This window comes from Tenacibaculum caenipelagi, from assembly GCF_004363005.1.
GTDB classification, from domain to species: domain Bacteria; phylum Bacteroidota; class Bacteroidia; order Flavobacteriales; family Flavobacteriaceae; genus Polaribacter; species Polaribacter caenipelagi.
Genome location: NZ_SNYH01000001.1, coordinates 90344 through 104823 on the forward strand (window position 1 = coordinate 90344; position 14480 = coordinate 104823).

The following is a 14480-nucleotide window of genomic DNA, read 5'->3' on the forward strand; positions in this document are numbered from 1 at the left end:
ATTAAAATAACTTGATTCGTTTTTATGAATTAACAAACTTCTAATTATACTAGAACCATACTCCGAAACCTAAGTTTAGTTGTTTTGTTGTCGTGCTTCCAGCTGCTGCGTTGTTTTTAAATTGGTAATCCGCTTTAAATGCTGCTCCTGGTGCTACTTTATATGTTAAACCAAATGTCCATTCATCACGATCATACTTAAGGTTCTTTACAGTTCCTTCAGCTACAGAAGCGTGTGTATTATAATCTTCATAGCGCGCGAAAGCAAATAATTGTTGCTTTTTATCAATTGGCAGTAAGTTATATGCTGCTTCTAAGTACCATCCTTGTAAAGCGCTTCCTAAATCAGCTGAATATAATGCATTATATTCTTTAGCGTCAGATATGTTAGCATGAATAAACTGACCACGAGCGGTAAAGCCTTGGTATGCATAACGAGCATCTAAACCTACCATAGCAATTCCTACGTCTGCACCTTCCATATCTTCAATCGCATTATCTGATTGCGTTCTACCAAAATATCCAGATAACCCTAAACGTAACCCTGGTAAGCCGTAATAATCTAATTTACCTGCAAAATTGATATTATTCATCATTGATTCAGCACCTTTTTGACGTCCACCACGTAAACCATCTTTCCCTCCTAATTTAGCAGTAAATCTATCAGCTACATCAACTGCATCAGGATTATATGTTCCTGAGTTAAATCCATTAAACATATATGCTTGATAACGTAATGAAGCTGCATCCCATTTACCAGAAACTCCTAAACCTAGTTCTCTCCATGTAGAAGGAATGATTGATTTATCCATACTTGGTCTTTCTACTCCGTTAAAAGTAGTTGGTTCATGATATTCGTTTACAATACCCATTGGTACTAACATTAAACCAGCTCTTAAGTTTACATTATCTGCCACCGTATACTGTAAGAAAGCTTGCTCAACATAAACCTCTTTTACGTGTTCAAATTCGATTTCTGTAACAAACTGTGTACGTTCATTAAATTTATATCCGAAAAGCATTACCAATCTATGAACGTCAAGCTTTGCATTTTCACCTGTTGCTCTGTTTAAATGAGCTTCAGCATAACCACCAACCGTTAAACCTTGTTGGTTTAAGTTTGAAGATAAAATACGTTGTGCTGCATTTTGCTGAGTTTGTGGGTTAGTTGGAATACTATCTCTTTGAGCTGTTTGCGCTGATGCAAATAATGATGCTCCTGCTAATAAACCGAAAAATATTTTTTTCATTTTATTTAGATTAATTTTAAATTACTTTTATTTTACGAGTGCAAAAGTAGTAGAGATAATTAATCTAACAAATTTTATTAAGATTTATTTTAAATAAATTTTAACATAAAAACGTATTCTTTTGTTTTACAGGAAATTACACCTATTTTTCTTCTAAATAATTGACTACTGCCTTACGAATATCATATGCCACTTCCTCTAATTCAGGTTTATAAACACTGAGAACTTCAGGTTTTTTATCTGATAAAATTGGAATATCTAATCCTCTTAATAAATAATCAGAAAAAGCAACAGTATACGTTTTATCTTCTTGAATTTTTTGCTTTTTTATCACCCACACACCATTAACTTTACTAGCATTATAACGCTGCAAATAGGCTCCTGTTCCAGCTGCTGCTTCTCCAAAATCTAAAACCCTTTTCAATAAACTTCCTTTAATGTCTACTTTTAAAACTTTACCTCCATAAGGAAGCACTCTAAAAATATCTATTGCGTTTACTTCTCCTTTTAAGATATCGTCAATTCTTACAGAACCACCATTTACTAAAGCACAATCAACTTTGTTATTATACGCAAAACTCATAGATGTTGCTATAATCTCCCCCATATTTGTTTGAATACTTCTAATCGTATTTTCTCTAGCATCTAACGGTTCTGTAGCTTTATACACTACTTTGTATGGTTCTGGTACAATCTCTTTGATTTTATCTTGTAAAACCACGCTCCATTTATTAACCACAGTCTCAACTTTTTTATCAAAGGGTATTTTATTGTTAATTTCTTTTAATTCTGATTTGAATTGAACTTCTTTTGTTTTTGAATCGTATTCAAAACGGTGGATATAGACTGTTTTTGCATTCGCATCAGCTTTAGTAATTACCACATTACCTACTTTATTGTAGCTATTTGTATGCTCGTGTCCTCCCATTATTAAAGGCACATTAGGTAAAATTTCTGCTATTTGTTTATCTTGAGTTAACGATGCATGGGTAATCCCAATAACAATATCTACCTTATCTTTAATTTCATTGTACGATCGCTTAATTTCTTCATACATATCACCATAATACACATAGCTCTTTGGATTTGATGGTATACAAACACTTATAAATCCTACTTTTAATTTTGTGCCCTCTGGGGTTTCAAACTCTTTTATATAAGCATCTTGTAAACTTTTTTTCTTTCCATCTACAACTTTGTAAAAATAGGAATGCTTTCCATTTTTATTGTGCAAGACGTTAGCTGAAATCCATTCAAACTTGCTTTCATTTAACCTGTCTTGTAAATGCGTATAACTTAAATCAAATTCATGGTTACCAAAAGCTACAACATCAAAATTCATTGCATTCATAACTTCTACCATTTGTTTTCCTCGAACACGTTCTCCGTTATATTTTATTGTTCCTAATAGAGACGGAGATAAGAAATCTCCTGCTAATATTAGCATGGTATTTTTATTTTCTTTTAGTAATTCTTGATGAACACTTTCTACCCTTGCCATTCCTCCATATTTTCCTCCTTGAATTGGTGCTATTTCATACACATCATTCAGTTGAATAATTGTAAAGTATGTTTTACTATTAGAATTAGATTGATTTGAAACTCCACAGCTAATAAAAAAAGCTGTGATAATAAGTAGTGATAGAACTCTAAACTGTTTCATTAAATTAAGTTTTTAACGAAACAAATCTACAAATTCTAATGAAGATATTGACGAGTGTTTTGACGTATCATTTTACGATACTCTACCAGTTCAGGGAATTGATAAAAGAAGTTTATTTTTTTGTGAGCAATGGTTCTTGGCTTTCTTATTCTAGGTCTTAAAACAAAAGCAGTCCAACTTTCAACAATATCTTCTTCAGGACTTTCAGCAGCATAATCTGTTAGAAATTCTGAGCGATTATTTTGATACAAATCATATAGTTTCTCTACACAATTTGCTTCTGTATAACAATACTCTCTTTGTATATAATCCCAGCGGTTTAATAACGCTCCTTTCCAAAATAAGTTAACAAACTTATTAATGTAACTTTTCTTGTAAGCTTCTCCTTCTTGGGTTAAATACAACTCACCTTCATTCTGTAAGTTTTTGTCTGTAGGTCTTATTTGAGTTCTATTTAATGTAAGTAGATGTCCAAATTCATGAACCAACGTATAAACAGACTCGTGTAATCTTCTCTTATCCTTTGTTTTAAAGTTTACATCTTTGATATCGATCTCTAACTGCCATTTGTCATTTTTTGAACTTAAGGCTACTAAAGCTCCTGTTTTTTCGTCAATCCCATCTGTCATTAAAACAATACGCTTAATATACTTCTGAGTCAACTCTTGCGGAAAAATTCTATTAAATTCATTCCAATAATAGGCTGCTAGCTTATCATTCTTCGATTGTTTTTTTTCTACTACTCCATTATTTATACGCCAAGAACCTATCCTCTCTCCTTCAGTTGATTGAAAAAAGGTAGATAAAAAGAAAAAAAGAGATATAATTTTTAACTTCATCACGTATTAAAAAACTTCTAGTGCTTTGTTATAGGCACTCTCAAAACTCATCGGTTTAATATTGGTTTCTACTTTCTTTGCTGTAAAATAAGACAGTAGTTTTTCGGTTGGCATATTACCTGTTAGCTCATCTTTTGCCATTGGGCAACCTCCATATCCTTTTATTGCCCCATCAAAACGACGACAACCAGCGTTAAAAGCACTATCGACTTTTTCATACCATTTGGTGGGTGTTGTATGCAAGTGAGCTCCAAACTCTATTTGAGGATAACTAGGTATTAAGTTAGAAAATAAATAATTAATATCTTCTGGTGTTGAACTCCCTATTGTATCTGACAAAGATAATATTTTAACTCCTAATTTAGATAATTTCTCTGTCCACTCTCCTACTATCTCAACATTCCAAGGATCTCCATACGGATTTCCAAATCCCATTGACAAATAAGCTACTACTTCTTTATTCGTTCTACTAGCAATAGCAAGAACTTCTTTTAACGTATCAATAGACTGTTCTATTGTTTTATGTGTGTTACGCATTTGAAAATTTTCAGAAATTGAAAAAGGATACCCTAAATAATCAATTTCCTCAAATTGAGATGCATCATTAGCTCCTCTAACATTGGCCACAATTGCTAAAAGTTTACTTGTAGTAGACGACAAATCTAGTTTAGACAAAACCTCTGCAGTATCTCTCATTTGAGGAATTGCTTTGGGCGATACAAAACTTCCAAAATCTATCGTATCAAATCCCACTCTTAACAGTGAATTGATATATGTCGCCTTAGCCTCAGTAGGAATAAAATGGCTTTTAATTCCTTGCATTGCATCCCTTGGGCATTCAATAATTTTAACACTGTTAACCATTGTGCCAAATATACATATTTTGATTTACTTTTCTAAGCCAACTACTCCTTGTTAAAAAGCACAAACTTATCAAAAAATCATAAACATTTAGTTACTAATTAATTACAAATAAAAACAAAATAAACATTTACATTTAATCATAAAAAATTATTTTTATTGAAATAAACTGTCACAATTTAAAAGTTAAATTGTCTCTAGTATAGAATGATTTCTTTGGAGTCGCATACAACACATATAAACCAACTAATCGAACGCTGTAAGAAAAACGATAGCACTGCACAAATGCAGGTGTACCAGAGCTACTATAAAGCTATGTACAATACGTCCTATCGTATTTTGAAAGATGAATTCGAAGCTGAAGATTTAATTCAAGAAGCTTTTTTAACTGCTTTCACAAAATTAAATTCTTTTAAAGGTGAAGTTACTTTTGGAGCTTGGTTAAAACGAATTGTTATTAATAAGAGTTTAACCCAACTAAAAAAAGTAACCCGTTACGACGAAGTTAAGATGGATGTGATTCCGAACTATGAAATTGAAGATGTAGAAATAGATTACAGTTCTTTAGAAGTAAAAAGAGTTTTAAACTGTTTACAAAGTTTAAAGGATAATTACAGAATTGCATTGACTTTAAACTTAATTGAAGGCTATGATTATGAAGAAATCGCTCAGATATTAAATTACACCAATGAAAATGTACGTACAACAATATCGAGGGCAAAAAAGAAGTTAAAACAAGTATTGGTTACCGATACTAATAAAACACAAGTATATGGAGGATAAACTACATCAGTTTTTTAAAGAAAATGATTTTGATGTTTTTGAACCTCATCAAGGACATTTAAATCGTTTTCAACGTAAGCTTAAACAACCCAGAAAGAAGAGGACTCCTATTTTTTGGATGAGTGCAGCGGCTTCAATTGTATTGATTTTAGGTTTCTACCTTGGTAGTTACCAACAAAAAAAGACTTACGATTTAGCCGATGTTTCACCTAAAATGGCAGAAGCGCAGAACTTTTTTGTTACAACTATTAATCAAGAATTGAAAGAAGTTGAGCAATACAGAAACATTGAAACTGAAACCATTATTGAAGATTCTTTAAATGAAATCGAAGAACTAGAAGACCAATATGGTTCACTTTTAAAAGAATTATCAAAACGAGAAAACAAACATCAAATCATAAGAGAAATGATACAAAACTATCAACAAAGATTAGATGTTTTAGAAAGACTTCTCTTACAATTAGAACAACAGCAAAACCCAGCTAAATTAGAATTAAAAGATGATGAAATTATATAAACTACTTTTTTTGTTCATACTTATACCTAGTATTATTGTCGCTAACGATAAAAAACACGAAAAAAGCAAAACCATTAGTAAAACATATACGGTTAACAAAAATGCTACTTTATACATTAATAATAAGTACGGAAATGTAAACGTAACTACTTGGAATGAAAATCGTATTAAAATAGACGTAAAAATAACTGTAAAAGGTGATAATTTATCTAATGTAGAACGTAAATTAAAAGATATTGATGTGCGATTTGAAGCTACTTCAAGTTTAGTAGAAGCTCGTACAATTATTGAAGACACTAAGTCTTCTTGGTCTTGGTGGGGTAATAATAATACCAATTATAAAATCAATTATTTTGTAAAAATGCCTATTACCAATAATGCTGATTTGAATAACAAATATGGTAATATAGAGTTAGACAAACTTGAAGGGAAATCAAATATTAGTTGTGGATATGGTAAAATTCAAATAGATCAGCTATTAAATGATTTTAACAATATTAACATAGATTATTGTAGTGCTTCTGAAATTAACTTTATCAAATCAGGAAATCTTAATGCAGATTATTCTAAGATAAACGTTAATAAATCAAATATTTTAAGAGTTAACTCCGATTATTCTACAGTAAGAATTGGTACAGCTGGTGATGTTACTTTTAATAGTGATTACGGAAGTATTTCTGCTGATGACGTTTCAAGTATTACTGGTAATTCTGATTATGCAAGTATAAAAATAGGAACTCTTAAAAAGGCTTTGAAGATTGATACCGACTATGGTAGTATAAGAGTTCAAAATATCTTAAAAGGGTTTGATTATATTACTATTGATGGTAGTTATGCTGGTATAAAACTAGGAACAAATAGTGATAACAACTTCAATTTTACTATTGACTTAGGCTATGCCGGATTTGGGTACCCTGAAGACCATGTAGAAGTCTTTAAGAGCATTCAAAAATCATCAAAAAAATACTACGAAGGCACCTTTGGTAAAGGAAAAGCTAACTCTACTGTAACTATAAAATCAAGATACGGAGGAGTATCTTTAAAGTTAAATGATTAAGCAACTTACAAATTATAATATCATGAAAAAATTAGCAATCTTATTATTAACACTTTGCTTTAGTATTCAATCACAAGCACAAAGCTGGTGGGGTTCAAAAAAAATTAAAGGAAATGGAAATGTCATTACACAAACACGTACTATTAAATCGTTTGACAAAGTAAGCGTTGGAGGTTCTTTTGATGTTTATTTAGTAGACGGAACCGAAGGTAAATTAACCATTGAAGGTGAAGAAAACATTTTAAAATATATTGAAACAGAAGTAAAAAATGGAAGCTTAAACATTCATTTTAAAGAAAATACTAATATTAGTACAACAAAAAAACTAGTAGTTACAGTTCCTTTTGAAAGTATTGAAGCTGTTGCCTTAGGAGGATCTGGAAATGTAATAGCAGAAAAACGTATAAAGGCTGATGAAGTTTCTTTTGGTGTAGGTGGATCAGGAAATATTACGGCAAGTGTAGATGCTAATACTGTAAAAACATCAATTGGAGGCTCTGGGAACATTAAATTAAAAGGAAAGACTGACAACCTTAAATGTTCAATTGCTGGATCTGGAAATGTAAAAGCTTACGATTTAAATACTAGTTCATTAAAAGCTAGCATCGCTGGATCAGGAGACGTACAAACCTCTGTAAGTAATAAAATTAAAGCTTCAATTGTAGGTTCTGGAAGCGTATATTACAAAGGTAAACCTTCACATATTGACAGTGACTCTGTAGGATCAGGAGATGTGATAGACAGAAATTAAAAACTCTAAAAAACAATTATAAAAAAAATCCGCTGTTTGATTACAGCGGATTTTTTTATCTTCTCTAATTTATTTCAAAATCAAAACAATATTAATCTACTAAACTTGCCTGCTTAAATGCTATAAGAGTTTCCCTTGTGTCTAAAACTTTTTCAACAAAATCTTTAAACTGAATATAATTTTCAGGCAAAATCAAATCTGAAGTTACATGAGATTCAATGTTTACTTCTAAGTGATTCTCTTTAATTAACTTATATGAAATTGAAAAAAAATGCTTTTTAAAACTATATGTAAGATTCTCTGGTAAGCTCACAAACTCTTCTCCTTCTTTAAGTTTAATTATTATTTTCTCACTATAATCATCTGTATTTTCATATTGTCTATAATCTATAGGATAGGAGCGTTTATCTAGTTGAATTACTAAATTATTATATGGATTTAAAAAATATGGTATTTTAAAAGTTTTAAGTCCTCCTACTTTACTTATCTTAATATCAGAACTTAAATTCGTTACATATGTCGTTTCTCCGCTTTCTTTATCTAAGTTTAGATTTTCTATATTGATAAGCTTAACAGGCTCACTTGCTCTATTAGAAAGCTCTTGATGAACTTCATCATTTAATAATTTATCTTTTTTATTTGTCAAAACATCAATATAATAAGACCCTAAATGACCTGTAACCCTTGTTGTTAACTTAATATTTGATTCATCTTTATCTAAAGTCAATTCGGCTATACTAACAAATCTAGTCTTTTCTCTAAGCACATCATCCAGCTTAAACAAATTATAATCTACCTTAGCTGAATTATCATATGGTATTTCTAAGGCTGTTGCTCCACGAAGAGACATTGGTAAAGATTTAAATGGAAGGTTTTTATCCGTAAGTTCTAAATACTGATCTTTTCCACTTATTTTAACTTTTACAATACAGTGATTAAAATTAGAACTAGGAAGAAGTAATTGGTCTCTTGCATAATCCGCTGTTAAAATTAAAACCATATTCACATTTAACTCTGCTTTTTGGGCTAACACCAAAAATAACGATGAAAAATCCTTACAATCACCTAATTTAGTTTTTAGTGTTTTAGATGGTTTTTGTGGCACATACCCTCCTTGCCTAAAACCTACATGACTATAATTTAAATTGTCTGTTATGTAATAATATATTTTTTTAGCTCTTTCATTTTCTGACAATTCTTTATAACCATTTTTAAAAATTTCGTTAAATACTTCTTCTACTGTTTTATCTACTCTTAATTGTTTTCTAACAATATCTGAGTACCAAATAGCTATATCATTCCAAGAATTAATTGAACTAACACTTAACCTCGTTACAACATCATTAAAAGCGGGCATGTAATCTTCTGTTACTGGAATACTAGGTATATTTTCTAACTTCCATTCATGAACGTAATAATCGCCTTTTTTATATCTATTATATTTGACTTTTCCTTTTTTCACAACATAATTAACCTCTTGATCTAAACTTATAAGCCTGTAAGTATTTTTTAGCACAGGGTGATACCCATTAAATCCATGACTTAAAACATAATCTTTATAAAACCTCCCATAAGTTGAATATGTCTTCATATAGTCCACATAAATAACATCTCCTATTTCTAATCCTGAAAATACTAACTTAGCTCCATTACGATCAGCTGGTATAGATTCTCCGTTAGGTTTAATTATTTCAGCTTTCTTTATTTGGTAATTTCCTGATAGACCTAAATCATATTCTTTAAAAATATTAACCCCATTCAAAGATGTTACTTCATGAATGAATGATTCTTGAAACTCTCCTCCCCCTCTTTTATAACTCAAAACCGTTACATCATTTAACAATGTATTTACACCATAATTATTCGGAATATTTTTATTTCTATTCTCTCTAATAAAATTATACACTTCATTTAAGCGAAATTCTTCCAGTACGTTTTTTTTATTTTCTAAATCATCTATCTTCTTTCTTAGCTTATGATCAGATGGGTTTCTTATTAAAGCTTTTTTATAAAGATTTACAGCTTCTTTCTTTTTACCTAACTGCACATAAACATCTCCTTTTGCTTTAACAAATGAATAAGAGTTGGGGTAATTTTCTAATCCTTTTTCTATAAAAGGTAAAGACCTTTTGTATTGTCCTGTATCATGAAGAATTTCAATTATTTTATATAAAAAATCATTATCATATTCAAACTTATTTATCACTTCTGTATATAAATTAATTACATCTTCAATTCTATTTTGCTTCTTATAGTAGTATGCTAGATACCTAATAATCTCTGAGTTAAACTCTACCTTATTATACTTTTCTAAAACATTTATAGCTGCATTATCATCATTGAAAAGCTTAGAATAAAATTCAGAAAAAATTGGTTTCACAGAAGAAGGTAATGTTGGATCGTCTAACAATTCATCTAATTTCTTTCTCATTTTTAGCCTATCATTGTGACGCAAAATGATCATGAACTCAGATACTCTCTTCATAAAAGAATAATCTACAGCATTTCCAATCTTCCTAAGTTTTTCTTCATAAGCTTTTATATCTAACCTCATTAAATCTTCAAAATTTTCATACTCCAAAAAAGATGACATGTAATATTTAGGGTCCTCTCTTTTTAAATTATCTTGTGTTCTTTTTAATGTACTCTGATCTCCTTTAGTTTTGTAACATTTCATTAAACAAGTTCTTATTAATGAACTCTGAGGATACTCCTTAAACCAATCTTCTAAGAGATTAATTGCCTTATTCACCTTACCATTTCTATGATACGAAAGAAACAAACAAAACTTAGTTAAATTAATATCATAATGCAAATCTTTAAGTTTTTGTTCAAAATAAGTTTCTACAGCATGAGGAATTAGTTTAGGGTTAACATCCTTTAAACTATTCTTCTTATAATTTCTATTCTTAAAAGAAACACTATAGTTATTTAATGGTTTACCTTCTATATTCTCTAGTCTTAAAATAAAATAGGGATTACTTCCATTAGTAGCCAACTTGAGTAAAACTCTATTAACGCCTTTTTGAAGATTTACTTCATATGTATAAGCATCTAACTCTGTATTGTATTGATCATCTTCTTCTAAAACTAATGCATCATTAAGCCAAAGACGTACTAATCCTCCTTTACCTAGCTTTAATCTAACTCTTTGATCTTTTGGAGAATTAATAAATGTTTGAGCATAATGAACTCCTGCCCCATACTCAGAATGGTTTGTAAAAAAGTTATATGCCTCTGTTTTGTTTGATGACATATACCATTGAGCATCACCATTGCTTTGCGCTTCAAAAACAACTTTGTTAGAAGTTTCTTCTTCTGGCGGGTACTGCATATCAATTCCACTAGAGTTTAAATTTTCAAAAACACCACAATATTCCCAGTCTCTCACTGCTTCAATATTATTCATTAAATCGGTATACGATTTCCAATCTCTCTGAGATCTTTTTGTTATTGATTGTAAATAGTAAAGTCCATTTTTAACTGTTGAGTTAGATATTTTAGAGGCATCTATTAAATGAGGCGACTCATAGGTTTCATTATTAAAACCAACTTCAAAATAATCACTAAAAAAATAGGTCATCGTCCAATTAGAAAACATATAGTTTTCACACCCTTCATAGCCTGATATTTTCTTTAAAAAATTGGAATCACTACGCATTTTCCCCCTCTCCATTTCCACTAGTTTCTTTAAAACTAAGTTTTCAATATCGTTTTCAGTATTCAGTTGGTTAACTAAACTAAACGCTTCATCTCTTTTATTATCTAATAAAGCGTTCCATACTTTAGCATTCTTTTGTGCATTTACAATTAGTACTAAAAAGAAAAAAAACATACAAATAAATATGTTTTTCATTCTTGAATAGGTAAAATAATAAGTCATAGTAAATTTAAATATATAGCATTTTTTTTTAAACAGATTCAAACCTAAACAAATAGAATAAAATATCCTAAAAATTCATAAAAAAAGTCCACTACTCATAAACAGTGGACTTTATATATTTTTTAAAATTGACTAACTATTGTAAAGAAGCTAAACTCGCTTTAATCGTTTCAATTTTAGCTAGGGTATCCGATTCTTTTTTACGCTCTAAAGTAATTACCTGCTCTGGTGCATTGCTTACAAAACGTTCATTAGACAATTTCTTTTGAATTCCTGTTAAGAAACCTTCTGCTCGTTTTAACTCTGCATTTAGTTTTTCAATTTCCGCTTCAACATCAATCGTATCTAATGAAATTGGAACAAAATATTCGTTTGACTTCACACGGAATGAAGCAGCCCCTTCTACTTTATCTGATACGTTTTCAATCTTAGAAACATTCCCTAATTTACATATTACAGAATTCCAATAATTAGTTCTTCCTGTACTATTTATCTCGAATAACTCAATTTCATCTTTAAAAGAAATATTCTTTTCTTTTCTAACTGTTCTTATACCAGAAATTATTTCTTGAGCTCTTGCAAAAGAAGCTAATAGAGTTATAGACTCTATATCTCCTTCATTCACTTCTCCAACTACAGGATATTTAGCAATAATTAGTGCATCTTCTGGAGTTCTTTCTGTAATATGCTGCCAAATTTCTTCTGTTAAGAAAGGCATAAAAGGATGTAATACTTTTAAGTTGTTTTCTAATACTTCTATTACAGCTTTGTATGTTTTAGCATCTATCGGTTGTTGGTACCCTGGCTTTACAATTTCTAATAACCAAGACGAAAAGTCGTCAGTAATTAATTTGTAAATAGCCATTAACGCATCTGATAAACGGTATTTACTAAAGTGGTCTTCAATTTCTAACAACACTTTATTAAACTTAGACTCATACCAAGCTAATCCTATTTTAGCTGTTTCTGGTTGCGGTAAGTTTTCATCAACTTCCCAACCTTTAATTAAACGGAAGGTATTCCAAATTTTATTTGCAAACCCTTTTCCTTGTTGACATAAATCTTCGTCAAATAATAAATCGTTTCCTGCTGCAGAACTCAATAACAATCCTACACGCACTCCATCAGCTCCAAAATCTTCGATTAATTTTAAAGCATCTGGTGAGTTCCCTAAAGATTTACTCATTTTTCTACGTTGTTTGTCACGAACTAATCCTGTCAGGTAAACATTTTCAAACGGACGCGCATCTTTATATTCATATCCAGCAATAATCATACGAGCCACCCAGAAGAATAGAATATCTGGTCCCGTTACTAAATCATTCGTTGGGTAATAGTACTTTATTTCTTCATTCTCAGGATTGCGAATTCCGTCAAAAACACTCATTGGCCATAACCAAGAAGAAAACCATGTATCTAACGCGTCAGGATCTTGTTTTAAATCAGAGGCTGACAACGAAGAGTTTCCTGTTTTTTCTTGAGCTAATTTAATTGCTTCTTCAATATTTTCAGCAACTACAAAATCTTCTTTTCCGTCTCCATAATAAAATGCAGGAATTTGTTGTCCCCACCATAATTGACGTGAGATATTCCAATCACGAATGTTTTCCATCCAATGACGGTATGTATTTTCAAATTTTCTTGGAAATAACTTCACCTCTCTATCTTCACCTAAAACAGCTTCGATAGCTGGCTTTACCAACTCTTCCATTTTTAAGAACCATTGATCTGATAATCTTGGTTCTATTACCGCTTTAGTTCTTTCTGATGTTCCTACTTTATTCATATGAACTTCTGTTTTAACTAAGTAACCTTTCTCTTCTAGTTCTTTCGTTATTTCTTTACGAACTACAAAACGATCTTTTCCTTCATAGTGTAATCCGAATGAGTTTAAGCTAGCATCTTCGTTAAAAATATCAATTACTTCCAACTTATGCTTATCTCCTAAAACCTTATCGTTTTCATCATGAGCGGGTGTTACTTTTAAACAACCTGTACCAAATTCAACATCTACATATTCATCTTCTATAATCGGGATTTCTCTATTACATAAAGGTACAATTGCTTTCTTTCCTTTTAAATGTGTGAAACGTTCATCATTAGGGTTGATACAGATAGCTGTATCTCCTAAAATAGTTTCAGGACGTGTAGTCGCAATGGTTACTTTTTCATCAGAACCTACAATATCGTACTGTAAATAGTATAAATTCCCTTGACGCTCTTCATAAATTACTTCTTCGTCTGAAAGAGTTGTCTTTGCTTCTGGATCCCAATTTACCATACGATATCCACGGTAAATTAGTCCTTTATTATATAAGTCTACAAATACTTTAATTACCGATTCTGACAACGCAGGATCCATCGTAAATGCTGTACGCTCCCAATCACAAGAAGCTCCTAACTTTTTTAGTTGATCAAGAATAATTCCTCCGTACTCATGTTTCCATTCCCAAGCATGTGCTAAAAATTCTTCACGAGTTAAATCGTTTTTATCTATTCCTTGCTCCTTTAACTTCGCTACCACTTTAGCTTCAGTAGCAATCGAAGCATGATCTGTACCCGGAACCCAACACGCATTTTTTCCTTGTAAACGAGCTCTACGAATTAACACATCTTGAATCGTATTATTTAACATATGTCCCATATGCAACACTCCTGTAACGTTTGGTGGAGGTATTACTATTGTGTATGGTTCTCTTTCATCTACTTCAGAATGAAAATAATTATGTTTCATCCAGTAATCGTACCACTTACCTTCTACTTCTTTAGAATTGTATTTTGATGGAATATTCATATGTTTGTGTATATCTTTACGGTTAATAATTTAACACTATTTAACCTTTGGCATTATTTTTGAAATTCGATTAGCAAAAATAC

The 14480-nt window shown here is 30.8% G+C and carries 10 protein-coding genes; 4 read left to right on the forward strand and 6 right to left on the reverse strand.

The genetic code is table 11. The features are described 5' to 3' along the window. Window positions 1-49: 49 nt before the first annotated feature. The 4 genes from DFQ07_RS00350 to DFQ07_RS00365 form a co-directional block, all read right to left on the reverse strand. Entirely contained in the window at window positions 50-1249 is a 1200-nt protein-coding gene (locus DFQ07_RS00350) for a porin (protein ID WP_133534303.1), read from the reverse strand. Between the two features lie 142 nt (window positions 1250-1391). Then, complete coding sequence (locus tag DFQ07_RS00355) at window positions 1392-2912, reverse strand: bifunctional metallophosphatase/5'-nucleotidase (RefSeq protein ID WP_133534304.1); 1521 nt, start codon at window positions 2910-2912, stop codon at window positions 1392-1394. A gap of 35 nt (window positions 2913-2947) precedes the next feature. Beyond that, window positions 2948-3751: a hypothetical protein gene (locus DFQ07_RS00360; protein ID WP_133534305.1), complete on the reverse strand. Its 804-nt coding sequence runs from the start codon at window positions 3749-3751 to the stop codon at window positions 2948-2950. A 6-nt stretch (window positions 3752-3757) separates the two neighbouring features. Continuing rightward, window positions 3758-4615, reverse strand: coding sequence for a hydroxymethylglutaryl-CoA lyase (locus DFQ07_RS00365; protein WP_133534306.1), 858 nt, complete (start codon window positions 4613-4615; stop codon window positions 3758-3760). A gap of 204 nt (window positions 4616-4819) precedes the next feature. Between DFQ07_RS00365 and DFQ07_RS00370 the strand changes: the two genes are divergently transcribed. Genes DFQ07_RS00370 through DFQ07_RS00385 form a run of 4 tightly spaced genes read left to right on the forward strand, consistent with a single transcriptional unit; the run spans window position 4820 to window position 7720 of the window. Further along, complete coding sequence (locus tag DFQ07_RS00370; protein WP_133534307.1) at window positions 4820-5395, forward strand: RNA polymerase sigma factor; 576 nt, start codon at window positions 4820-4822, stop codon at window positions 5393-5395. Further along, window positions 5385-5912 (forward strand): hypothetical protein, encoded by a 528-nt coding sequence (locus DFQ07_RS00375; RefSeq protein ID WP_133534308.1) that lies wholly within the window; start codon window positions 5385-5387, stop codon window positions 5910-5912. The genes DFQ07_RS00370 and DFQ07_RS00375 overlap by 11 nt, the downstream gene beginning before the upstream one ends. 10 nt (window positions 5913-5922) lie before the next feature. Further along, window positions 5923-6969, forward strand: coding sequence for a hypothetical protein (locus DFQ07_RS00380; protein ID WP_166627685.1), 1047 nt, complete (start codon window positions 5923-5925; stop codon window positions 6967-6969). A gap of 22 nt (window positions 6970-6991) precedes the next feature. Continuing rightward, on the forward strand, window positions 6992-7720 hold the full coding sequence (locus DFQ07_RS00385; protein WP_166627686.1) for a head GIN domain-containing protein: 729 nt from the start codon (window positions 6992-6994) through the stop codon (window positions 7718-7720). 91 nt (window positions 7721-7811) lie between these two features. Here the strand turns inward: DFQ07_RS00385 and DFQ07_RS00390 are convergent, their stop codons facing one another. Both DFQ07_RS00390 and DFQ07_RS00395 read right to left on the reverse strand, forming a co-directional pair. Continuing rightward, the gene (locus tag DFQ07_RS00390; RefSeq protein WP_166627687.1) at window positions 7812-11576 is read right to left on the reverse strand and encodes a transglutaminase domain-containing protein; all 3765 of its coding nucleotides are present in this window, start codon (window positions 11574-11576) and stop codon (window positions 7812-7814) included. Between the two features lie 163 nt (window positions 11577-11739). After that, the gene (locus tag DFQ07_RS00395) at window positions 11740-14397 is read right to left on the reverse strand and encodes a valine--tRNA ligase (protein WP_133534312.1); all 2658 of its coding nucleotides are present in this window, start codon (window positions 14395-14397) and stop codon (window positions 11740-11742) included. Window positions 14398-14480 lie beyond the last annotated feature (83 nt).

Bases quoted from the DNA above. Each gene is read 5' to 3' on its own strand.
- DFQ07_RS00350 (WP_133534303.1), bottom strand. From the start codon at position 1,249: ATGAAAAAAATATTTTTCGGTTTATTAGCAGGAGCATCATTATTTGCA.
- DFQ07_RS00355 (WP_133534304.1), bottom strand. From the start codon at position 2,912: ATGAAACAGTTTAGAGTTCTATCACTACTTATTATCACAGCTTTTTTT.
- DFQ07_RS00360 (WP_133534305.1), bottom strand. From the start codon at position 3,751: ATGAAGTTAAAAATTATATCTCTTTTTTTCTTTTTATCTACCTTTTTT.
- DFQ07_RS00365 (WP_133534306.1), bottom strand. From the start codon at position 4,615: ATGGTTAACAGTGTTAAAATTATTGAATGCCCAAGGGATGCAATGCAA.
- DFQ07_RS00370 (WP_133534307.1), top strand. From the start codon at position 4,820: ATGATTTCTTTGGAGTCGCATACAACACATATAAACCAACTAATCGAA.
- DFQ07_RS00375 (WP_133534308.1), top strand. From the start codon at position 5,385: ATGGAGGATAAACTACATCAGTTTTTTAAAGAAAATGATTTTGATGTT.
- DFQ07_RS00385 (WP_166627686.1), top strand. From the start codon at position 6,992: ATGAAAAAATTAGCAATCTTATTATTAACACTTTGCTTTAGTATTCAA.
- DFQ07_RS00390 (WP_166627687.1), bottom strand. From the start codon at position 11,576: ATGAAAAACATATTTATTTGTATGTTTTTTTTCTTTTTAGTACTAATT.
- DFQ07_RS00395 (WP_133534312.1), bottom strand. From the start codon at position 14,397: ATGAATATTCCATCAAAATACAATTCTAAAGAAGTAGAAGGTAAGTGG.